We start from the raw sequence: 20821 nt of genomic DNA on the forward strand, positions 1-20821 counted from the left end.
GGGCACGAGCCGGCCCCCGAGAAGCCGGACGCGGATACGGCGGTCATGGACGCACTGGACGAGGAGATCGACGGCCTGGATATCGAAGACCTCATCCAGCGGACCCTGTCCGACTGAACCGGCGGGCCGGTCCGGCGGGACGGACGGCCGGAAGACCGTGCGCCGGTTCTCGCCCGTGCCGACCCGGCGCGGCCCGAAACGACCGAGACGGGGTGGGCCCGCCGGGGCCACCCGAACGAGAGGAACCAGATTCATGGTACAGACAGGTGACCGAGACGGCCTGTGGATACGGGGAGTTGGGCCCGCGGCGCACGAGGAAGCGCACGTTCGCCTGGTGTGCTTCCCGCACGCGGGCGGTGCGGCGTCGTTCTACCACCCCCTGGCGGCCGAGCTGGGCGACGCCGCCGAAGTGCTGGCCGTGCAGTACCCGGGACGCCAGGACCGCCGCGGTGAACCGACGTGCGCGACCATCGGCGAACTCGCCGACCGCGTCCACGAGGAGATCCAGGCGTGGACGGACCGGCCCTTGGTGTTCTTCGGGCACAGCATGGGCGCGGTCATCGGCTACGAGGTCGGCCGCCGTATGCGGCAGCAGGGCGGACCGGAACCGCGGGGACTGATCGTCTCCGGCCGCCGTGCGCCGTGCCTGCCCTTCCGGACGCGGAACGTGCACCAGCACGGCGACGCCGCTCTGATCGACGAACTGCGGCGGCAGAGCGGAACCGCGGCCAGTCTCCTGGAGGACAAGGAGATCGTGCGGATGATCCTCCCCTCGCTGCGCGGCGACTACCGGGCGATCGAGACCTACCGTCACCAGGAAGGTCCCGAGCTCACCTGCCCCATCACGGCGATGACCGGCCACCAGGACCCGGACGCCACCGAGGAGCAGGTGCGCGCCTGGAAGAACCACACCCATGCCGCGTTCGAGCTGCGGCTCTTCCCCGGCGGCCACTTCTATCTCAGCGATCAGTGGGGCCCGGTCGCCGAGGCCGTCCGGGACTGCCTCGGCGCTTTCGCCCTGCCGGTGGCCTCGCGCTGAACCGGACCGCGACGGGAATCCGCACGGTGTGAAACTGTGCAACAGGATTCTCCTGAGAACAGTTGAAGCCGGTCAAACCCTGGATTAGGCTGACGCAGGAGATGGTCTTCAACTGTTGCAAGTTTCTTTAACTCTGGCACATATGCGTGTGTTGAAATTTGAACGTTGCGCCGGTCTGGCCGCCGGTCGTGACGGTGGCGTACTGCATGAGTGGACATGACATCCATTCGGGCACGCGCCGTTTCACCGCGCTGCGCCGGACGTCCTGGTCGGGGGAGGGGGAGGTGTGGACGGAACCTGCGCCAGTGCCGGCCGAGGCCGGTCCGAGTCGCTGTCGGAGCATGGCATTTCGCATGCGGAACCGCACCTTCACACCCCGGACGGGAAGCAGCCGGCAGGGCGCCTTCCGGCCCGGGTGTACGCCGCAGCGGGCGTACACCCGGCGGTCGGCAGTCGGCCGCGGGAAGAAATGCGAAGCCGAGAAGGGCGCAATTCTCCCCGAACTGCGGAAACCGCGCAGTGAAGACCGGCAAATCAACGGGGGATACGGGGGAAACGTGCATCCGACGCCGGAAAAGATATGTCTGAAGAAATTCCTGTCCGATCAGCAGAGAACCGACTCTGAATACCTGGGGCAGCTGCTGCTCGAAGCCCGAGGGCTGATCGAGTCGACCCTCTCGCTGCAGCAGAAGTGCCTGATTCGTCCGCCGTCGGTGATACGTAAGAACAGTACGTATCTTCCGGGGGCCTTGGAGCGGCTCGTCGGGGGTGCCCGGCATTCTGTCGCGGTGGCCCTGCCGGAACCCGGAAACTTCGAGAAGAACGTACTGCGGACGCTTTCCCGTAACGCCGCCCAGCCGGCCGTCCGGGTACTTCGCGGAGCACAGACCGACAAGGTGTGGAGGTCATGGCTCCAGCTGCCCCAGAAGCGGGTGGACGCGCGGGTCAACGACGGGGAGCTGCGCCGGCTGCTCGTGGTGGACGGGGCGGTGGCGCTCGTCCAGGCGCCCGCCGACGCCCCTGACGGGCAATTGACCGTCGTCAACGACGCCGCCGCGGTGCGGGTGCTGGAACTCCACTTCGCGGCGGCCTGGTCCCGCGGCCGCCGTGTCGCCGATCACCTCCGCTTCGGGCCGCGCATGCGCACGGACACCACCCGCAGCATTCTCGAACTGCTGCGGGACGGGTACACCGATGAGACGGCGGCCCGGAAGATGAACGTCTCCCTGCGTACGTATCGCCGCCATGTCGCGGAGATCATGCGGGAACTCGGTGCCGGTTCCCGCTTCGAGGCCGGTGCACGCGCGGTCGAACTCGGCATCCTCGCGCCGGGGTTGACCGAGGGCGTGGAGAATCGGGTCGACCCCGAGGAGCGGCACCCCGCTGTGTCGATGGGCTGAGGACCGCTCGCGAAGCGGTCGCGGGGGTGTCAGCCGACCTGACGCCCCCGCTCAGCAGTGCCTCTTCAGCAAACAGGAGTTTGCTCTTTTCCCGCGCTCGCGCCGGTGTGGACGACCGGGCCGGTGCCCCCTGGAAGCTGCCGACCGGATGGAGCCTGTGGTCGTCGCGGCTTCCGGTGCATCGGTGAACCCGCACCCGGGCCCGAGCGTGCTGACACCCGCCCCCCCGTGATCAACGCTCATGGGACAGCTCTGAGGAGTAGCCGGTGCACGACATGAGTGAGGACGACATCGGACAGATGTTGCAGGAAGTGAAGACCCTTCTCGATTCGACGGTCGCCCTGCACAGCGACCGCGGTGTCCTGGAACGTCTGGTCACCGAGGTGGAGGCCGGCCACGACACGGTCCTGGAGGCCGCTTCGAGTCTGATCGCGCAGGCCACCACGAGCGTGGACATCCTGCACGCCCTGCCGCCCGGCCCCCAGGAGCGGGGCCGGGCGCTGCCCGGCTACGCGGATCGCCGGCTGCTCTACCGCGCGGGCGAGGGCGTTGCGGTGCGGCTGCTGACCGTCCCCGACTTCCTCGACCAGGAGTTGGTACGGGAACAGGCGCAGCGTTCGGCGCAGGTGGCGATCAGGGTGACCCGGTTGCCTCCGATGCAGACCTACGTGGCCGACGGCAGCGTCGCCCTGGTGCTCGCGGACTCGGCGGCCGGCCGGAGGACGTCATCGCTGATCCGGGTGCCGGAGGTGCTGCACACCCTGAGCCGCCTCTACGAGAGCCTGTGGGACAACGCGTCCCCCGCCTGGGGCCGCGTCGTCCTCGCAGGCTGGGCCGGGGCCGAACTGGCGCCGCGGATACTGGGCGCCCTGCGGGCCGGCACCACCGACGAAGTGGCGGCGCGGGAGCTGAAGATCTCGGTGCGGACGTACCGCCGCTACGTCGCGGAGATCATGTCGCTGCTCGGCGCCTCGTCGAGGTTCCAGGCGGGTGTCCGGGCCGCCGCGCTGGGGCTGCTTCCGCCGGCTGCCGGGCCGAGAAAGGACCCGCGGGCATAACGGCATCAACAGGACGTTGGCACGTTCCTGCACCAGGCGTTGTCATACGCCGGTGCCGCCCAGTTCGATGGAGACCAGTCCGCGCACCCCTCACTCAGGCAGTTCAGAAAGCGATTTTTCCATGGACCACGTACCGGTCGGACTTCCGCTCCCCGGGCAGGGCAGACAGCAGCCAGGGACGGCCGTGTCCCGGCGAGACGCCCTGGCGTGCCCCGTGACCGTCGCCCGCTGCGGGCACGGCGTGGGCGCCACCGCCCCGGGCGATCTGCCGGGTGTGCGGCGGTGAGCATCGCCGCCGGGCCGTTCCCGGCCAGCGGCGTCGGTGTCCTGGACAAGGTCTCCGTCATCCTCGGCCTGATCGAGCAGCGGCCCGCCGGGCTCCCGGAGCTGGTGAAGAACAGCGGACTTCCCCGGCCGACCGTCTACCGGTTGGCCGTCGCCCTGGAGCGCCTGGGCCTGCTCACCCGCGATGTGCGCGGATGGTACGCCCCCGGCCCACGCCTGGAGCGCTTCGCGGCCGAGGCCCAGCACGACCAGATGCTGCACGCCGCCGACGGCATCCTCGCGGACCTTCAGCAACGCTCCTCGTTCAGCGCCCGACTGCACCACCTCCGCAAGGGTGTCCACCTGTGCGTGGCCTCTTCGACGGACCCGGTCACCGGCATCGAAACCCTGCCGGTCGGTACCGCCCGCCCCGCCAAGTCCGGCCCGATCGGCCAGGTGCTCCTCGCCTGGGAGAGCCCCGAGGAGCTCTGTGAGGGACTGCGCGGGGCGCGCTTCACGGCACAGCAACTGGCACTGGTGCGCAGGGCGGGCTGGGCCTACGGCACCGACGACGCCGTACCGGGCCATGCGGTGTTCGTGGTGCCCGTTCGCAACGGGAGCGGCCGAGTGGTCGCGGCGCTGCTGCTCTCGGCGCCGCCGGCCCGGCTGCCCGGGGTGCCCGACCGGCTGCTGCGGGCTGGCCTGACCGATGCCGCGGCCGCATTGGGCATGGCGTCGCAGGGCCGTGGCCTGCGGCCGGCTTCAGGGTGAGAGCGCCGGCCGCTCACCTGTGACCTGACATACGGAGGAGGCGTTGGTGAACGTGCGTGGAGATGCCGAGACGTTGCCGAAGGCACCGGAGCACCCGGACGCCGGGACGCTCGGCCGGTTCCTGTCCATCGAGCCCGAACTGAGAACGTCGCTGGCCGCCCGCCTCGCGCAGACCGAGTTGCAGCTGCGGGACTGTGTCCACAGTGCCCTCGCCCCGAGGATCTCCGCGCTCACCAGTCATCTGGCGGCCACCGGAGGCAAGCGGCTGCGGCCCCTGATGGTGCTGCTGGGCGCCGAATTCGGGGAGCCGAGGCGGGAGGGGGTGACCCGGGCCGCGGTCGTCGCCGAACTGGTCCATCTCGCCTCGCTCTACCACGATGACGTCCTCGACCACGCGCCCACCCGGCACGGTATGCCCAGCGCCAACGCCCTCTGGGGCGAGAAGACCGCGGTGCGCGGTGGCAACTGGCTGCTGGCCAAATCCGTACGGCTCTCCGCCGACCTGGGCGAGAAGGCCGTGAGCTGCGCGCTGAAGGCGACGAGCCGTCTGGTGGACGGCCAGTTGTACGAGCTGCTCGGCCCGTCACCGGACGAGCCCCCGGTGGACCACTACTTCAAGGTCGCCGGGGGCAAGACAGGGGCGCTGATATCGATGTCCGTCACCATCGGCGCGCTTCAGGCGGCAGCCCCGCTGCCCCATGTCGAGGCGCTGCGTGAGTACGGTGAGCAGCTCGGGCTCGCGTTCCAGATATCCGACGACATACTGGACGTGACCGTGACGGACGACGCCACCGGCAAGCAGCAGGGCAAGGACCTGTTGGGCGCCGTGGGCAGTCTGCCCGTGCTGCTGGCCCGCGCCGACACCAGCGCCGCGGGGGCCGAGTTGCGGGAGCTGCTGCTGTCCGGGCCGCTCAACAGCCGTGCGGCACACCGCAGAGCGCTGGAGCTGTTCCAGGACTCCCCGGCGCTCGAACAGGCGGATGCGTACATGCAGGAACGGCTCACCGCGGCCAAGAAGGCGCTGGCCTGTCTGCCTGCGTTGCCGGCGCGGCGGGTGCTGAACTCCCTGTGCGACTACGTCGCCTGCCGCAGTTCGTGAGCGCTGCCGCGCGGGGACCGCCGTACCCGTCGGGCGCCGCTTCCTACGGCACCCGCGCGGTCCATTCCTCGTTGCTGTACTTGCCGAGCGCGAGTTCTTCGGCGCGTGCCATCTCCTCGTCCGTGACATGCCCCTGCGTGAGGCCGTAGCGGGTGCGGAAGGAGGTGAGCATGCGGTCGATGACCTCGGCCCGTGGCAGGCCGGTCTGGCGGCGCAGGGGGTCGACGCGCTTCTTGGCGCTCTTGGTGCCCTTGTCGGACATCTTTTCCTTGCCGATGCGCAACACGTCGAGCATCTTGTCGGCGTCGATGTCGTACGACATCGTCACGTGATGCAGCACCGCGCCGTCGCCGCCGGCGAGTCGCTTCTGCGCGGCACCGCCGATCTTGCCTTCCTTGGAGGCGATGTCGTTCAAAGGCTGGTACCAGGCCTTGATTCCCATGTCGCCGAGCGCGTTGAGAACCCAGTCGTCGAGATAGGCGTAGGAGTCGGCGAACGACAGCCCGGAGACGAGGGAGGCCGGCACCGAAAGGGAGTAGGTGATGGTGTTCTCGGCTTCCACGAACATCGCTCCGCCACCGGAAATCCGCCGCACCACGGTGACTCCGTGGCGCGCCGCGCCCTCGGGGTCCACTTCATTGCGGAGAGACTGGAAACTGCCGATGATGACGGCCGGGGCGCCCCATTCCCAGACACGGAGCGTGGGAGCGCGGCGGCCGGCCGCGACCTCCTCGGTGATGACCTGGTCGAGGGCCATGTGCAGGGCGGGGGACTGCGGCGGCTCGTGGATGAGCTGCCAGTCGTAGTCCGTCCAGTCCGTGGCCTGGGCCAGGGCCCGGCGCACGGCGACCGCGACTCCCTCCGCCGTGATGCCGTACAGCACCGTGCCGGGCGGGAGCGCCGCCTCGATGCGTGCGGTGAGCCCCGCCGCGTCGGTGTCGGCGGGGGCGCCTTCCAGGGCGTGGTCGATGGCCGCGAGAGCCTCGTCGGGTTCGAGGAAGAAGTCACCTGCCACCCGGACGTCGCGCAGTACGCCGTCCTGGTTTTCCAGGTCCACGACCACGAGCTTCCCGCCGGGGATTTTGTACTCGCCGTGCATGTGACTTCGCCCTCCATCGCCGTAATCGACGCAACGATATCGCAGCAGGGCACAGGGTATTCCGCCCGCCTTTTGCCATTGCGGGGTCGGTTCAGAAGTCGGTGCCCTCGGGGGCGAAGCTGGCGAGCAGTTCCGGGAGGGCGGTTCCGATGGGGGTGCGAATCGTTTCCGCGGCCAGTTCGTCGTATGGGGTGGGCTCGGCGTTCACGATGACCAGCCGGGCACCGTGCTCGGCGGCCACCCCGGCGAGCGAGGCGGCGGGCTGGACCTGGAGGCTCGTACCCACCGCGATGAAGACGTCGGCCGCCTTGGCCACGCCCATCGCCGTACCGAGCACCTGCGGGTCGAGCCGCTCACCGAACATCACCGTCGCCGACTTCAGGATGCCGCCGCAGACGGCGCACGCCGGGTCCGGGTCGCCCGCCGCCACCCGGGCGAGCGCCTCGGACATCGGCGACCGGGCGTGGCAGCGGGTGCAGGCGGCGGTGCGGGCCGTACCGTGCAGTTCCAGGACCTTGCGGTCCGGTACGCCCGCGAGCTGGTGCAGCCCGTCGACGTTCTGCGTGATGACCCGGACCGGTACGCCGGACCGCTCCAGCCGGGCGACCGCCTCGTGGGCCGCGTTCGGCCGGGCGCGCAGGGCCGGGCTGTCCTGCCGCATCCGCCAGGAACGGCGCCGGATGTCCGGGTCGTTCATGTAGTACGCGTACGTCACGAGCTTCTCCGCCTCGGGGTCCTGCCGCCACAGCCCGTTGGGCCCGCGGTAGTCGGGGATGCCCGAGTCGGTGGAGATGCCGGCGCCGCTGAGGATCGCCACCAAGGGGCGCCGGGAGGAGTCGTGGGTGGCGGGGCGGGCGGGGTCGGTACCGGTCATGCCGCGAGCCTACGGAGGAGCGGACGGGGCGGCGAGCGGGTTTCGGGGTGCCCGCGGCCCCGGGCCGATGTGCTGCCGATGTGATCAGGAAGGGCCCTCTGCGGGGCATTCCCGGGGCCCGTACGGGGGAGGGGCGGACATGAGACCGCGCGACCGTCCGCACGATGCGAGGAGAACCGTGTTCACCACCCGTCCGACCCTTCAGGGAACCTTCGGCATGGCCGCGACCACGCACTGGCTGGCGTCCCAGTCCGCGATGGCCGTGCTGGAGGACGGTGGCAACGCCTTCGACGCGGCGGTGGCCGCGGGTTTTGTGCTGCATGTGGTCGAGCCGCATCTGAACGGCCCGGCGGGGGAGGTGCCGATCGTTCTCGCGCCCGCGGGCGGGCCGGTGCGGGTGCTGTGCGGTCAGGGACCGGCCCCCGCCGGGGCGAGCGTGGCGCACTACACCTCCCTGGGGCTCGGGCTGGTGCCCGGCACCGGTCCGCTCGCCGCCGCCGTGCCCGGCGCGTTCGACGCCTGGATGCTGCTGCTCCGTGACCACGGCACCAAGACGCCGGGCGAGGTGCTGAGGTACGCCGTCGGGTACGCGGAGCACGGCCACCCGGCCGTGGAGCGGGTCGGCGAGACGGTCGGGACGGTCCGGGAGCTGTTCGAGACGGAGTGGATATCGTCCGCCGAGATCTACCTGCCGGAGGGGCGGCCGGTCGCGCCCGGCGAGCTGCTGCGCAACCGGCCGCTGGCGGCCACCTGGCGCCGTCTGATCAGTGAGTCCGAGGCCGCGTCGGCGGACCGGGAGGCGCAGATCGACGCCGCCCGGCGGATCTGGCGCGAGGGCTTCATCGGCGAGGCGCTGGCCGCGTTCGCCGCCCGCCCCGCCATGGACACCTCCGGCGAGCGGCACGCCGGCACGCTGACGGGCGCGGACCTCGCGGCTTTCTCCGCGACGTACGAGGACCCGGTCACGTACGACTGGAACGGCTGGACCGTGGCCAAGGCGGGCGGCTGGTCACAGGGGCCCGCGCTGCTTCAGCAGCTCGCCCTGTTGCCGCCGGAGTTGCCCGGGTACGGGAGCGCCGAGTACGTCCATCTGCTGATCGAGGGCTGCAAGCTGGCCATGGCCGACCGGGAGGCCTGGTACGGCGACGCGGCCGAGGTGCCGCTCGGGACGCTGCTCAGCGAGGAGTACAACGCGGCGCGGCGGGCGCTGATCGGCGAACACGCCTCGTACGAGCTGCGGCCCGGCAGCCCGGACGGCCGTACGCCCCGGCTGAGCAAGCACGCGCTGGCCGTCGCGGCGGGGGAGGCGGCGGCCGAGGTGCCGGGTGCCGCGGGCCGGGGAGCGGGGGAGCCCACCGTGGCCACGCCCGCCACCCCAGGCGCCGCACCCGTCATCGTGCCGGAGGTCGACCGGAGCGGCGCCACCCGCGGCGACACTTGCCACATCGACATCGTGGACCGCTGGGGCAACATGGTCTCCGCGACGCCCTCCGGCGGCTGGCTCCAGTCCAACCCGGTGGTGCCCGCGCTCGGCTTCCCGCTCGGTACGCGCCTGCAGATGGCCTGGCTGGAGGAGGGGCTGCCCAACTCCCTGACGCCCGGGCGCCGTCCGCGTACCACCCTCACGCCCTCTCTGGCGCTGCGCGACGGCGTACCCGTGCTGGCCTTCGGCACTCCCGGCGGCGACCAGCAGGACCAGTGGCAGTTGCACTTCCTTCTGGCGGCGGCCCTGCGCGCTCCCGTGCGCGGCGGCCTCGACCTCCAGGGCGCCATCGACGCCCCGAACTGGCACAACGACTCCTTCCCCGGCTCCTTCTTCCCGCGCGCCATGCGGCCGGGCAGCGTCACCGTCGAGTCCCGTATCGGCGCGGACGTGATCGGGGAGCTGCGGCGGCGCGGACACGCGGTGACCGTCGGCGACCCGTGGTCGGAGGGGCGGCTGTCCGCGGTGGCGCGGGACCCGGAGACCGGTGTGCTGTCGGCGGCGGCGAATCCGCGGGGGATGCAGGGGTACGCGGTGGGCCGGTAGGGACGGCAGGAGCAGGGGCGGCCGCCTGCCGGGCCCGGCCCCGGCATCCGGAGTTCACCTCCTGTCCAGTCCCCGTGTCAGTGGCTCGTGGTTCGATGGACCCATGATCGAAGCAATTCGGATGGATTCGGGAGACACGACGGACAGGACGGAAGAGACGGGCGCGGCCACCGGCTCCCCGGCGCACTCGGCGGACGAGGTGCTGCGGGCGCTGGACCCGGCCGCGGTCGAGGACGCCATACGCAAGGCCGCGGCGGCCGAGATCATGCCGCGGTTCCGGCAGCTCGCCGCCCACGAGGTGCTGGAGAAGAACGGTCCGCACGACCTGGTCACGGTCGCCGACCGGCTGGCCGAGGAGCACCTGACCGCCGCCCTGACGAGCCTCCTGCCCGGCTCCCTGGTGGTCGGCGAGGAGGCGGTGCACGCCGACCCCGCCGTGCTGGCGGCGCTCGACGGCGACGCGCCGGTGTGGATCGTCGACCCGGTCGACGGCACCCGGCAGTTCGTGCACGGCGACCCCGGCTTCGCCACGCTCGTCACCCTGGCGCTGCGCGGCGAGCTGCTCGCCTCCTGGACGTACGCACCGGCCCTGGACCTGATGGCCACCGCCCGCCGCGGCGCCGGCGCCGAGCTGAACGGCGAGCCGCTGCGCCCGGCGGCCCGGGCGGCCGGCGCGGTGCTGGGGGTGGCGATATCGCACTACGACTTCACCACCGACGACCAGAAGCGGGTGCTGGCCGCCCTGGAGACCGACGGCATCGCCCCGCGCCCCTGCGGCTCGGCGGGCCTGGAGTATCTGCACATCGCCCGGGGTCAGCTCGACGCGGTGGCCTTCAGCTGGGAGAACGCCTGGGACCACGCGGCGGGGCTGCTGCTGGTCCGGGAAACGGGCGGGGCGAGCGGTACGGTCGCCGGCGAGCCGTTCCGCATCGCCGGCGGCAACGCGCTGCCGTTCACCGCGGCACGGGACGAGGAGACGGCCCGGCGTATCCTCGGACTGCTGGCGGCCGCCAACTGATCCTCAACGGCGAGGGTCGTACGTGAGGGGAGTGGCGCAGGTGCCGACGATGCTCGATGCCGTGGTGATCGGGGCGGGCCCCAACGGGCTGACCGCGGCCGTCGAACTGGCCCGCCGCGGCATGGCCGTCGAGGTCTTCGAGACCCACGACACCATCGGGGGCGGTGCCCGCACCGAGGAGCTGACCCTTCCCGGCTTCCGGCACGACCCCTGTTCGGCGGTGCACCCGCTCGCCGCGGGCTCGCCCGCCTTCGCCGCCATGGGGCTGGAGCGGTACGGCTTGCGGTGGCTGCACCCGGAGCTGCCGCTGGCGCACCCCTTCCCCGACGGTACGGCCGCGGTGCTGGCCCGCTCCGTCGGCGAGACGGCGATGTCCCTGGGCGCGCACGACGCCGGCGCGTACCGCAGACTGCTCGCGCCCTTCCGCGGCAAGTGGGACACCCTCGCCGCGGACTTCCTGCGCACGCAGTGGCTCGGCCTGCCGCGCGACCCGGTGACGTACGCCCGCTTCGGCCTGGCCGCGGCCCAGCCGGCCGCCCTGCTCAACCGGCGGTTCCGGGACCAGAAGGCGCGCGGTCTGTTCGCCGGGCTGGCCGCGCATGTCATCGCCCCGCTCAGCAGCCCCGGCACCGGCGGCGCCGCCATCATGTTCGCCCTCGCCGCGCACGCGGGCGGCTGGCCGATCCCGCGCGGCGGCTCGCAGGCCATCCCCGACGCCCTGGCCGCGCTGCTGCGTCTGCACGGCGGTGTGGTGCACACGGGGTACGAGGTCAAGCGGCTGGACGACCTGCCTCCGGCCCGCGCGTACGTCTTCGACACCTCACCGACCGCCCTCGCCCGGATCGCGGGGCTCGGCAACGCCTACCGCGGGGTGCGGTACGGCCCCGGCGTCTTCAAGATCGACTATGCGCTGTCGGGCCCGGTGCCGTGGACGTCGGACGCCGCCCGGCGGGCCGGTACCGTGCACCTCGGCCCCACCGGCGGCGAGATCGGCACCGCGCTGCGCGCCGCCGTCGACGGCCGCGCCCCGTCCGTCCCCTTCCTGATCACCTCGCAGCCGAGCCTGATCGACGCCACCCGCGCCCCCGAGGGCAAGCACACCTTCTGGGTCTACGGACACGTCCCGCACGGCTGGGAGGGGGACGCCACGGAAGCGATCGAGCGTCAGCTGGAGCGGTTCGCGCCCGGGTTCCGCGACCTGGTGCTGGCCCGCGCCGTCGCCGGCCCGCCCCGGCTGGCCGCCCGTAACGCGAACTACGTCGGCGGGGACATCGGCGCGGGCTCCGCCGCGGGCCTCGGCCTGGTCGTCCGCCCCAAGCTGGCCCGCAACCCGTACACCACCGCCCACCCCGCGGTGTTCCTGTGCTCGCAGTCCGCCCCGCCCGGGCCCGGTGTGCACGGCATGTCCGGCCACCATGCCGCGCGGGCCGTGTGGTCCCGGCTCCGGCCGACCCGCTGACCGGGCCGCGGGCCGGCCGCTTCCAGGGCCGGGCGGCCCGGCCTCAGAGGTCCAGCACCAGTCGCGGGCCCAGCGCCCGGGAGACGCAGGCGTACATCCGGCCCTTGGGGGCGCCCACGTCGTCCCGGTGCTCGACCTCCCCGTCGAGGACGGTGATCTCGCAACTCCCGCAGACGCCTTCGTGGCACCCGGACGACACGGGGACCCCGGCGTGGTCCAGGGCGTTCAGCAGCGACTCGTCGGCATCCACCTGGACCGTCCGCCCCGACCGGGCGCACGCGACCTCGAACGCCGTGTCGGGGGCGAACACCTTGGGCGTCGGCTGGAACCGTTCCGTGTGCAGCTGATCCGCCGGGAAGGCGGCCTCCGCCGCGTCGAGCATGGACGCCGGGCCGCAGCAGTAGACCAGGGTGCCGGGTTCCAGCTCCGCCGCCAGGGCTTCGAAGTCCGGCCTGCCGTCCTGCCGGGTGGCGATGATGCGTACGGCGTCCCCGTAGGCGGCGCGCAGTTCCCCCGCGAAGGGCATGGTGGCGGCCGACTGCCCCGCGTACACGAGCGAGGCGGGTACTCCGGCCGTGGTGGCCGCGCGCAGCATCGGCAGGACGGGGGTGATGCCGATCCCGCCGGCGAGGAAGAGGTAGCGCGGCGCGGGGAGCAGGGGGAAGTGGTTGCGCGGCCGCGACACGGCGAGCGTACGGCCCGGGCGCAGGAAACGGTGGATGTACTCGGAGCCGCCCCGGCTGAGCGGGTCGTACCGTACGGCCACGCGGTAGGTCTCGCGGTCCGCGGGGTCCCCGCACAGGGAGTACTGGCGGGTCAGCCAGTTCGGCAGGGCCACGTCGACATGGGCGCCCGGCTCCCAGGGCGCCAGGGGGCCGTCGGCGCCGCGCAGGGCGAGGGAGACGACGTCCTCGGCGACCGGTTCGATGCGGTCGAGGAGGGTCTGCTGCATCAGTGCTTCCCTTTCCGGCACGGTCAGTAGAGCTTTCGGTAGGACTCTTCGAGGACTGCTTCGAACTGCTTCGGGTCGACACCGTTCCCGAGCTGGGTGGCCGCGATCTCGCCGGCCGACGGCATCTCGTCGGCGAGCGCCTGGCTGGCCGGGTCCCACAGCCGGGACCGGATGAGCGCCCGGCCGCAGTGGAAGTACGCCTCGGCCACCTCGACGATGATCGCCAGCACCGGCGCCTTGGCCTCGGTGCGCATCCGGGCGAGCACGTCGGGCTCGTCGGAGGGGTAGGCGCTGCCGTTGACCCGCAGGGTCTCCCGCACCCCGGGGACGAGGAAGAGCATCCCGACCCCGTCGTTCTCCGCGATGTTGCGGAAGGAGTCGGCGATCTTGTTGCCCGGCCGGTCGGGTATCGCGAGGGTGTACGGGTCGAGGACCTTCACGAAGCCCGGATAGTCGCCGCGCGGTGAGCAGTCCGTGCGTCCCGCCGCGTCCGCCGTGGCCAGCGACACGAAGGGGGAGTGCGCGATGAAGCGGCGGGAGAGCTCGTCGACATGGTCGTGGATCTTGTCCTTGACCATGGCGTGCGGCTCACCGAGCCGGGCACGGACCTCGTCCGGGGACAGCCGCCGGGGGCGGGTGCGCAGGTGCGTCATGAGACTCCTTCCGGGAGGGGCGGAACGGCGGGCGGGCGAGGGGACGGGCGACGGCGCCCCGGCCCGCCCGCGCGCCGCCGGTGCAGGCGACGGCAAAGGACCGCTCCGCCGCAGCTCATGGCACTATTGTGAGCAATTGCTCAGGTCTCCGCCACTCGCATTCGAGGGCCCGTCCAGGAGGTGCCATGGCAGCGGACCGCCGCGGACTCCAGCCACGTAAACAGCCACGCCAGGCCCGCGCCGAAGCCACCCGGCAGCGCATCCTCACCGCCGCTGCTCACGTTTTCGCCGAGTACGGCTACGCCGCGGGGACCACCAACCGCATCGCCGAGCAGGCACGAGTGTCCATCGGCTCGCTGTACCAGTACTACCCGAACAAGGACGCCATCCTGGTGGAGCTGATGACCCGGCACCTGGACGCCGGAATCGCCGCCGCCGGCGGCCACCGGAAGGGGCGGCTGCCCGACTCCCTCGAAGGGATCATCCGCCTCTTCGTGCGCGCCGCGATCGACAACCACCTCGACGATCCCCAACTGCTGCGCGTCATGATGGAGCAGGGACCCCGGTCCCCCGAGATACTCGCCAGGATCTCCCGCCACGAGCGGGAGCGGATCGCGCACCTCCACGACCTGTTCGCCGGACATCCGGAGGTCCGGGTCGAGGACACCCACGTCGCCACGCGGCTCGTCGTGGCCACGATCGACCTCGTCGTCCACCAGCTGCGCGCCGCACCGGACCCCGTCGACACCGCCCGGTTCGAGAACGAACTCGTCGCCATGCTCACCGGCTACCTCACGACGGCCCGCTGACGGTACGGGCCGCCCGGTCCCTGTCGCCGCGGCCCGAAAACCCCGTGCGACGCGCTCACGGCGCGTGGTAACCCCCTGTCATGAGCGATCTTCAGACAGCGCGGCTGGTGCTCCACCCTTTGAGCCCCGCCGAGGCCGAACGGCTGGTGTCCCGTACCCCGGCGGACGGGGACCGGTGGGCGCCCGGATATCCGGCGGACGGGGACGTGGAGTCCGCGACCGACTTCCTGGGCCACTGCGCGGCCACCGGCGACCCGCGGCCGTTCGGTGACTACGAGATACGCCGCCGGGCGGACGGACTGGTCATCGGCAGCCTCGGCTTCAACCGGCCGCCCGACGCGGACGGCACCGTGACGATCGGCTACGGCCTGGTCCCCGAGGCGCGCGGCCATGGATACGCGGCCGAGGCCCTGCGCGGGCTGCTGCGCCTCGCCGGGGAACGCGGCCTCACGTGCGTGAAAGGCGACGCCGACCACGACAACACCGCGTCCCAGCACGTCATGGCCGCCGCCGGGATGCGGCAGGTGGGGGAGGACGAGCGGGTGAAGTACTTCGAGATCACCTTCACCGGGGACGCGGACGGCCACCGCCCCGGCTGAACGCGCCGTGCCCCGGCCACCCCGTGCCACCGGAACCGGCGGGCACCGGGCACACCGGACATGATGGCCGTATGGCCGCACACACCCCCGCCCTCACCCTCGTCAAAGGCGACATCACCGAGCAGCCGGTGGACGCCATCGTGAACGCCGCCAACTCCTCACTGCTGGGCGGCGGGGGAGTGGACGGCGCGATCCACCGGCGCGGCGGTCCCGAGATCCTGGCCGAGTGCCGCGCGCTGCGGGCCGCGCACCACGGGAAGGGCCTGCCCACCGGCCAGGCCGTGGCGACCACCGCGGGCCGGCTGGTGGCCCGCTGGGTGATCCACACCGTCGGCCCCGTCTGGGCGGAGTCCGAGGACCGCTCGGAACTGCTCGCCTCCTGCCACCGCGAGTCCCTGCGGGTCGCCGACGAGCTGGGCGCCCGCACCGTCGCCTTCCCGGCGATCTCCACCGGTGTCTACCGCTGGCCGCTGGACGACGCGGCCCGGGTCGCGGTCGAGACGGTACGGACCGCGTCGACGGCCGTTCTGGAGGTGCGCTTCGTGCTGTTCGACGAGCAGGCGTACGAGGCGTTCGCCGCGCAGGTGCGCTGACCGCCCGTACGCCGTGCCCGTACCCCCACCCGCCCGGCGCGGAACCGCCGGGCGGGCTCGGTGCCTGCTCGGTGCCGGTTCAGTGCCAGGCGAACCGCGCCGACACGCACGGGTCCTCGTTGCGGTAACCGAGCCGGGTGTAGAGCCGTTCGGCGGGCGTGTTCCCGGCCAGCTGCCACAGCGTGCAGAAACCGTGCCGCCGTACGGTGTGCCGGGTCAGCCAGGAGGTCAGCGCGGCGCCGAGGCCCTGGCCGCGCTGGGCGGCGTCGGTCGCGACGGACGCCATCAGCGGCGCGCCGCTGTCCCGCAGGCTGCTCATCGCGCCGCAGGCCACCAGCCGCCCGTCCGCGCCGCGGATGCCGGCCCAGAGGCTGACGTCCGCGGAGCCGGGGCCGGTCGAGTGCGCCGGGCTGTGCTCGTTGAGGAAGTCGAGCAGCTCCGCGTGGTGGCTCTCGTCGAGCGCGACCACCCGTTCCTCCGCCGGGTGGACGGACGGTTCCTCCAGCGTCCAGCGGAAGATCCACTCGACCACGTCGGTCACCGCCAGATGGCGGCCGACCAGCGCCTCGGTGCCGCGCGGCCCGGTGAACTCCCGTACGCGGTCCGGGAATCCCTGCGCGGAACGCAGCACGAGACCGGCTGCGGCATCCGCCTCGCCGACGCTCCACACATGCCCGCGGGCGGCGTCGAGCCAGGCGACAGCACCGGTGTTGCACCAACTGCTCCGGTCGGCGGGCCGCTGCCGGGCGGCGCCGAAACGCAGGAGGGCGGCGCCCTCCTGGAGCTCCAGGCCCTGGGTGAACAGGTCCTCGGTCCGGGGGAGAAGAGTCGTTGCCTGCATCACTCTCTGAGAAGGACGTAGGGAGGGGAACGACTCCGGACACGCTGGAGGCGCGGCCGGAACCGTTCGTCTGATGTAGGGGGTCCCGGCAGCGGCTGCGCACCCGTGCGCGCCCGGCCGACCGGGTGGTCAACTCTCGCACACCGCCCCCGGCCCGGCGCAAATCCTCGGTACGTGCCGTATGCCACCCGGCGCGGTACGGGAACCGGCAGCCGGTCGCGACGCACGAAGGCTGCCGGGCCGCCGCTGGTCACCGAAGGCTGATGTCGGAAAACCGCCAGCCGAACGCCGGCCGCTACCGGATCCTGGAGTCATGCACACCGACTTCGAGCGCTGTCTGCGCGCCGTGCAGTCCAAGGACGCCAGGTTCGACGGGTGGTTCTACACGGCGGTGCGCACCACACGCATCTACTGCCGTCCCAGTTGCCCGGTGGTGCCGCCCAAGCCCGAGAACATGACCTTCTACCCGAGCGCCGCCGCCGCCCAGCAGGCCGGCTACCGCGCCTGCAAACGGTGCCGCCCGGACGCCAGCCCCGGCTCGCCCCAGTGGGACGAGCGCGCCGACCTCGTGGCGCGCGCCATGCGGCTGATCGCCGACGGCATCGTGGACCGCGAGGGCGTCCCGGGCCTGGCCGCCCGGCTCGGCTACAGCACCCGCCAGGTCGAGCGGCAGCTGCTGGCCGAGCTGGGGGCCGGACCGCTCGCCCTGGCCCGCGCGCAGCGCGCCCAGACCGCGCGGCTGCTCATCGAGACCACGGAACTGCCCATGGCGGACGTGGCGTTCGCCGCCGGGTTCGCCAGCATCCGGACCTTCAACGACACGGTACGCGAGGTGTTCGCGCTCGCCCCCACCGAGCTGCGGCGCCGCGCCCGCCCGGGCGCCGCTGCCGCGCTGCCCGGCGCGCTCGCCCTGCGGCTGCCCTTCCGGCAGCCGCTGTGCCCGGACAACCTCTTCGGCCACCTGGCCGCGACCGCCGTACCGGGCGTGGAGGAGTGGCGGGACGGCGCGTACCGGCGCACGCTCGCCCTGCCGTACGGGCACGGCATCGTCGCCCTGTCCCCGCGCCCCGACCACATCGAATGCCGGCTGTCCCTCACCGACCTGCGCGACCTCGCGGGAGCCATCGCCCGCTGCCGCCGCATGCTCGACCTGGACGCCGACCCGGAGGCGGTCGACGGGCTGCTGGCCGAGGATCCCGTGCTGGCACCGCTCGTCCGCAAGGCGCCGGGGCGGCGGGTGCCGCGCACCGCGGACGCGGACGAGTTCGCGGTACGGGCCGTACTGGGCCAGCAGGTCTCCACCGCCGCGGCCCGTACGCACGCGGGCCGCCTGGTCACCGCGCACGGCCGGCCGGTCGACGACCCGGCGGGCGGCCTGACCCACCTCTTCCCTTCCGCCGCCGAGCTGGCCGGACTGGACCCCGAGACGCTCGCCATGCCGCGGACCCGGCGCGCCACCCTCACCGGCATGGTCACCGCCCTCGCCGACGGCGCCGTACAGCTGGGGGTCGGCAGCGACCGCGACCGGGCCCGCGCCCAGCTCGCGGCGCTGCCCGGCGTGGGCCCGTGGACCGTCGAGTGCATCGCCATGCGGGCCCTCGGCGACCCCGACGCCTTCACACCGACCGACCTGGGCCTGCGCCGCGCCGCGGCCGGCCTCGGACTGCCGGCCACCCCGGCCGCGCTCATACGGCACTCGGCGCGCTGGCGGCCCTGGCGCGCGTACGCCGTCCAGTACCTGTGGGCCACCGACGACCACCCCATCAACCACCTCCCCACCGACTGAGGCGATCATGACCGTTCCCGAAACCGGAGGCGTGGGCGGCGGGCGCCGCCACGCCGTCCTGCCCGACACCCCGTACGGCCCGCTGACCCTCGTCGCCGAGGGCGACGCCCTCGCCGGCCTCTACATGACCGACCAGCGCCACCGCCCGCCGCAGGAGTCCTTCGGCTTGCCGGAGGACCCGGAAGCCCCGCCGTTCGCGGCGGCCGTACAGCAGCTGCGCGCCTACTTCGACGGCACGCTCACCGCCTTCGACCTGCCCCTGGCCCCGCAGGGGACACCCTTCCAGCGCCGCGTCTGGGCCGCCCTGTGCGAGATCCCGTACGGCGGGACGCTCTCGTACGGGCAGCTCGCCGAACACCTCGGCAAGCCCTCCGCCGCCCGCGCGGTGGGCCTCGCCAACGGCAAGAACCCGATCGGCATCATCATCCCCTGCCACCGCGTCATCGGGGCGAGCGGCAGCCTCACGGGCTACGGCGGCGGGCTGGACCGCAAGCGCCGGCTGCTGGACTTCGAGCGGGGCGGGGCCGGGCAGGGGCCGGAGACCGTGGACCCGGGCGGGCAGCAGCTGCTGTTCGGGTGAAGCGGACGGGCGGACCGGTGAAGCGGGCCTGCCGCCGCGCGGTCAGGCGCCGCTCTCCACCACCGCCCGCACGTCCGCCACCAGCTGCTCCGCAGCTTCGATCGTCCGCGCCAACTCGGGCGCCGTGCGGCCCAGTTCGCCCAGCAGGGCGCTCGCCCGCTCCGCGAAGCCGGGCGGCGTCCCGGGCAGGGCCGCCGCGGCGGCCAGCGCGCCCTTCTCGTTGACGCACCAGGTGCGGTGGTGGGCGTGCAGCGCCTGGGTCAGGTCGCCCACCGCCCGGGCCAGGCACAGCGCCGCGTGCAAGGTGTCCGCGGACGCGTGGGACTTGCCCGCCATGGCCACCGAGAACCCGGCGTCCCAGATCGCCGTTCCGGTCAGCGCGGCACGCAGCGGCTCCGGGTACTCCCGCATCTCCTCCTTGAGACGGCCCAGACCGCCGGTGGGGTCGGCGAGCACACGCGACAGCGCGAGTTCACCCGCGTACGCCGGAGACCAGAAGCCCAGCGGATGGCCCACTTGCGCGCCGATCTCGAACCGGCCTGCCCGGCACTCCCGCCACACCTGCTCCACCCGGTCGGCATCCCGCAGGAGCCAGTCCACATGGCTGCCGTCCGGCATCACCAGCCACGCCCCGCCGTTGACCCACGCACCCCACGCGCCCGGCGGGTGGATCTCCACGGGCGCCCCGGTGACCTCGGCGGCCAGCTCCGCGAGGGCGGCGAGACCGACCTCGCCGCGGTAGTAGACGCCCAAGTCCCAGTCAGAGTCTGGGCGGTGGGTACCCCGGGCCCGGCTGCCGCCGAGCGTCACACCGACGACCCCGGGCACCTCGGCGAGGGCCGCCGCCCCACTCCCCGCCCAGTAGTCCTCTTGCGCTCCGGCGCCAACTGCTGTCGCTTTCTCCTGCATACGGGCAGCCTATGGGTGTCCGACGCGGTGTGGCCCGGCGGGGCCGTCAGCGCAACAGGGTGCGTACGTCCGCCAGCAGCTCCACTTGGCGGCGCCAGTCGCCGCCCGCGATGTCGACCAGGACGCGGGTGACTCCCGCGCCGCAGTAACGGTGCAAGCGCTCCGCCGCCTCCCGGGGACCGCCGGTCACGGGCACGTCCGCGAAGCGTCCGGGCGGGGAGCCGTGCGCCGTGGCGAGGTGTGCGGCGATTTCGGTGCTGGTGGGCAGGCCCGGTTCCGTACCGAGCGCGCCGACGGTGCCGACGGCGACGGCCGGAGCCGGGCGGCCGAGCGCGGCGGCGAGTTCGGCCAGGTGCACGGTGCCCGCGGCCACTTCGGCGGCCGGCAGCAGAGAAGGGAACCAGCCGTCACCCAGGTGTGCCGCGCGCCGTACCGCGCTGCGCGAGGTGCCGCCGATCCAGACCGGCGGCATCGGCACGCCGGGCGCCGGGTCCACCGCCACGTGGCCCGGTGCGTACGGCAGTGCCACCCGCTCGCCCGCGAGCAGACGGGGCAGCAGCCGCAGTACCGCGTCGGTCCGGTGCTCCCGCTCCTCGTACGGCACACCGGCGGCCGCCCATCGCTCGCGCCCGCCGCCCGTCCCGATGCCCAGCACCAACCGCCCGTCCGCGACGTACTGCAGGCTCGCTATCTGCTCGGCGGCCTGGACCGGCGGCCGGAGCGCCGGCGCGTACGCCTCGCCGACGACGGTGATCCGCTCGGTCGCGGCGGCCACCGCCGCCAAGGCCACCGCGGTGTCCAGCGCCGGCGTGCCGGCCGCGGGCCGGTCCCCGTACGCGACGAGGTCGAGGCCGGCCAGTTCCGCGTGCCGGGCCGCCTCGGTGAGGGGGAGCTTCTGCTCCCGCTGCACGGCGAGCGACGGCAGCACCACGCCCACGGCCAGGCGGCCGGGCCGGACCGCGGAATCCGGGAGAAACGTCATACGGTGA

The 20821-nt window shown here is 73.0% G+C and carries 20 protein-coding genes; 13 read left to right on the plus strand and 7 right to left on the minus strand.

The window, feature by feature from the left end; all coding sequences use genetic code 11:
• Positions 1-253 precede the first annotated feature (253 nt).
• The 5 genes from ACZ53K_RS17855 to ACZ53K_RS17875 all read left to right on the plus strand — a co-directional run bounded on the left by ACZ53K_RS17855 (position 254) and on the right by ACZ53K_RS17875 (position 5631).
• Positions 254-1039 (plus strand): thioesterase II family protein, encoded by a 786-nt coding sequence (locus ACZ53K_RS17855; RefSeq protein ID WP_468837078.1) that lies wholly within the window; start codon positions 254-256, stop codon positions 1037-1039.
• 788 nt (positions 1040-1827) lie between these two features.
• Complete coding sequence (locus ACZ53K_RS17860) at positions 1828-2439, plus strand: helix-turn-helix transcriptional regulator (protein ID WP_468837081.1); 612 nt, start codon at positions 1828-1830, stop codon at positions 2437-2439.
• 275 nt (positions 2440-2714) lie between these two features.
• Positions 2715-3497, plus strand: coding sequence for a LuxR family transcriptional regulator (locus ACZ53K_RS17865; protein WP_468837490.1), 783 nt, complete (start codon positions 2715-2717; stop codon positions 3495-3497).
• 282 nt (positions 3498-3779) lie between these two features.
• Complete coding sequence (locus tag ACZ53K_RS17870; RefSeq protein WP_468837084.1) at positions 3780-4532, plus strand: IclR family transcriptional regulator; 753 nt, start codon at positions 3780-3782, stop codon at positions 4530-4532.
• A 46-nt stretch (positions 4533-4578) separates the two neighbouring features.
• Complete coding sequence (locus tag ACZ53K_RS17875) at positions 4579-5631, plus strand: polyprenyl synthetase family protein (RefSeq protein WP_468837086.1); 1053 nt, start codon at positions 4579-4581, stop codon at positions 5629-5631.
• 43 nt (positions 5632-5674) lie between these two features.
• On the opposite strand, the gene ACZ53K_RS17880 is transcribed toward ACZ53K_RS17875, so the two are convergent.
• Both ACZ53K_RS17880 and ACZ53K_RS17885 read right to left on the minus strand, forming a co-directional pair.
• A complete protein-coding gene (locus ACZ53K_RS17880) occupies positions 5675-6730 on the minus strand; it encodes a lipoate--protein ligase family protein (protein WP_468837089.1) in 1056 nt (351 codons plus the stop codon).
• Between the two features lie 91 nt (positions 6731-6821).
• Positions 6822-7604 (minus strand): SIR2 family NAD-dependent protein deacylase, encoded by a 783-nt coding sequence (locus tag ACZ53K_RS17885; protein WP_468837092.1) that lies wholly within the window; start codon positions 7602-7604, stop codon positions 6822-6824.
• Positions 7605-7782: 178 nt separating this feature from the next.
• On the opposite strand from ACZ53K_RS17885, the gene ACZ53K_RS17890 reads away from it, so the two are divergent.
• From ACZ53K_RS17890 to ACZ53K_RS17900, 3 genes are all read left to right on the plus strand, one after another.
• Positions 7783-9633, plus strand: coding sequence for a gamma-glutamyltransferase family protein (locus ACZ53K_RS17890; protein ID WP_468837094.1), 1851 nt, complete (start codon positions 7783-7785; stop codon positions 9631-9633).
• A 103-nt stretch (positions 9634-9736) separates the two neighbouring features.
• Complete coding sequence (locus ACZ53K_RS17895) at positions 9737-10651, plus strand: inositol monophosphatase family protein (protein ID WP_468837097.1); 915 nt, start codon at positions 9737-9739, stop codon at positions 10649-10651.
• A gap of 49 nt (positions 10652-10700) precedes the next feature.
• Positions 10701-12110, plus strand: coding sequence for a phytoene desaturase family protein (locus ACZ53K_RS17900; protein WP_468837492.1), 1410 nt, complete (start codon positions 10701-10703; stop codon positions 12108-12110).
• A 43-nt stretch (positions 12111-12153) separates the two neighbouring features.
• Here the strand turns inward: ACZ53K_RS17900 and ACZ53K_RS17905 are convergent, their stop codons facing one another.
• Together ACZ53K_RS17905 and ACZ53K_RS17910 are read right to left on the minus strand one after the other, a co-directional pair.
• Positions 12154-13062 (minus strand): PDR/VanB family oxidoreductase, encoded by a 909-nt coding sequence (locus tag ACZ53K_RS17905; RefSeq protein WP_468837100.1) that lies wholly within the window; start codon positions 13060-13062, stop codon positions 12154-12156.
• Positions 13063-13085: 23 nt separating this feature from the next.
• Positions 13086-13715 (minus strand): MSMEG_1061 family FMN-dependent PPOX-type flavoprotein, encoded by a 630-nt coding sequence (locus ACZ53K_RS17910; RefSeq protein ID WP_468837102.1) that lies wholly within the window; start codon positions 13713-13715, stop codon positions 13086-13088.
• 185 nt (positions 13716-13900) lie between these two features.
• Between ACZ53K_RS17910 and ACZ53K_RS17915 the strand changes: the two genes are divergently transcribed.
• The 3 genes from ACZ53K_RS17915 (at position 13901) to ACZ53K_RS17925 (ending at position 15716) form a co-directional block, all read left to right on the plus strand.
• Entirely contained in the window at positions 13901-14524 is a 624-nt protein-coding gene (locus tag ACZ53K_RS17915; protein ID WP_468837105.1) for a TetR/AcrR family transcriptional regulator, read from the plus strand.
• Positions 14525-14604: 80 nt separating this feature from the next.
• A complete protein-coding gene (locus tag ACZ53K_RS17920; RefSeq protein ID WP_468837108.1) occupies positions 14605-15123 on the plus strand; it encodes a GNAT family N-acetyltransferase in 519 nt (172 codons plus the stop codon).
• Positions 15124-15194: 71 nt separating this feature from the next.
• Entirely contained in the window at positions 15195-15716 is a 522-nt protein-coding gene (locus tag ACZ53K_RS17925) for an O-acetyl-ADP-ribose deacetylase (RefSeq protein WP_468837110.1), read from the plus strand.
• Positions 15717-15795: 79 nt separating this feature from the next.
• On the opposite strand, the gene ACZ53K_RS17930 is transcribed toward ACZ53K_RS17925, so the two are convergent.
• Complete coding sequence (locus ACZ53K_RS17930) at positions 15796-16557, minus strand: GNAT family N-acetyltransferase (protein ID WP_468837112.1); 762 nt, start codon at positions 16555-16557, stop codon at positions 15796-15798.
• Positions 16558-16870: 313 nt separating this feature from the next.
• Here ACZ53K_RS17930 and ACZ53K_RS17935 point away from each other — a divergent pair, with 313 nt between their 5' ends.
• The gene (locus ACZ53K_RS17935) at positions 16871-18343 is read left to right on the plus strand and encodes an AlkA N-terminal domain-containing protein (RefSeq protein WP_468837115.1); all 1473 of its coding nucleotides are present in this window, start codon (positions 16871-16873) and stop codon (positions 18341-18343) included.
• Positions 18344-18350: 7 nt separating this feature from the next.
• A complete protein-coding gene (locus ACZ53K_RS17940; protein ID WP_468837117.1) occupies positions 18351-18923 on the plus strand; it encodes a methylated-DNA--[protein]-cysteine S-methyltransferase in 573 nt (190 codons plus the stop codon).
• A gap of 42 nt (positions 18924-18965) precedes the next feature.
• Here the strand turns inward: ACZ53K_RS17940 and ACZ53K_RS17945 are convergent, their stop codons facing one another.
• Together ACZ53K_RS17945 and ACZ53K_RS17950 are read right to left on the minus strand one after the other, a co-directional pair.
• The gene (locus tag ACZ53K_RS17945) at positions 18966-19832 is read right to left on the minus strand and encodes a nucleotidyltransferase domain-containing protein (RefSeq protein WP_468837119.1); all 867 of its coding nucleotides are present in this window, start codon (positions 19830-19832) and stop codon (positions 18966-18968) included.
• Between the two features lie 46 nt (positions 19833-19878).
• On the minus strand, positions 19879-20814 hold the full coding sequence (locus tag ACZ53K_RS17950) for an LLM class flavin-dependent oxidoreductase (RefSeq protein WP_468837122.1): 936 nt from the start codon (positions 20812-20814) through the stop codon (positions 19879-19881).
• Positions 20815-20821 lie beyond the last annotated feature (7 nt).

The sequence above is a fragment of the Streptomyces sp. NPDC033221 genome, assembly GCF_055577005.1.

What these genes read in the sequence shown, in the direction of transcription:
- ACZ53K_RS17915 (WP_468837105.1), top strand. Translation starts at nt 13,901, where the DNA reads ATGGCAGCGGACCGCCGCGGACTCCAGCCACGTAAACAGCCACGCCAG.
- ACZ53K_RS17950 (WP_468837122.1), bottom strand. Translation starts at nt 20,814, where the DNA reads ATGACGTTTCTCCCGGATTCCGCGGTCCGGCCCGGCCGCCTGGCCGTG.
- ACZ53K_RS17865 (WP_468837490.1), top strand. Translation starts at nt 2,715, where the DNA reads ATGAGTGAGGACGACATCGGACAGATGTTGCAGGAAGTGAAGACCCTT.
- ACZ53K_RS17930 (WP_468837112.1), bottom strand. Translation starts at nt 16,557, where the DNA reads ATGCAGGCAACGACTCTTCTCCCCCGGACCGAGGACCTGTTCACCCAG.
- ACZ53K_RS17935 (WP_468837115.1), top strand. Translation starts at nt 16,871, where the DNA reads ATGCACACCGACTTCGAGCGCTGTCTGCGCGCCGTGCAGTCCAAGGAC.
- ACZ53K_RS17940 (WP_468837117.1), top strand. Translation starts at nt 18,351, where the DNA reads ATGACCGTTCCCGAAACCGGAGGCGTGGGCGGCGGGCGCCGCCACGCC.
- ACZ53K_RS17920 (WP_468837108.1), top strand. Translation starts at nt 14,605, where the DNA reads ATGAGCGATCTTCAGACAGCGCGGCTGGTGCTCCACCCTTTGAGCCCC.
- ACZ53K_RS17855 (WP_468837078.1), top strand. Translation starts at nt 254, where the DNA reads ATGGTACAGACAGGTGACCGAGACGGCCTGTGGATACGGGGAGTTGGG.
- ACZ53K_RS17910 (WP_468837102.1), bottom strand. Translation starts at nt 13,715, where the DNA reads ATGACGCACCTGCGCACCCGCCCCCGGCGGCTGTCCCCGGACGAGGTC.
- ACZ53K_RS17900 (WP_468837492.1), top strand. Translation starts at nt 10,701, where the DNA reads ATGCTCGATGCCGTGGTGATCGGGGCGGGCCCCAACGGGCTGACCGCG.
- ACZ53K_RS17945 (WP_468837119.1), bottom strand. Translation starts at nt 19,832, where the DNA reads ATGCAGGAGAAAGCGACAGCAGTTGGCGCCGGAGCGCAAGAGGACTAC.
- ACZ53K_RS17905 (WP_468837100.1), bottom strand. Translation starts at nt 13,062, where the DNA reads ATGCAGCAGACCCTCCTCGACCGCATCGAACCGGTCGCCGAGGACGTC.
- ACZ53K_RS17895 (WP_468837097.1), top strand. Translation starts at nt 9,737, where the DNA reads ATGATCGAAGCAATTCGGATGGATTCGGGAGACACGACGGACAGGACG.
- ACZ53K_RS17885 (WP_468837092.1), bottom strand. Translation starts at nt 7,604, where the DNA reads ATGACCGGTACCGACCCCGCCCGCCCCGCCACCCACGACTCCTCCCGG.
- ACZ53K_RS17880 (WP_468837089.1), bottom strand. Translation starts at nt 6,730, where the DNA reads ATGCACGGCGAGTACAAAATCCCCGGCGGGAAGCTCGTGGTCGTGGAC.
- ACZ53K_RS17925 (WP_468837110.1), top strand. Translation starts at nt 15,195, where the DNA reads ATGGCCGCACACACCCCCGCCCTCACCCTCGTCAAAGGCGACATCACC.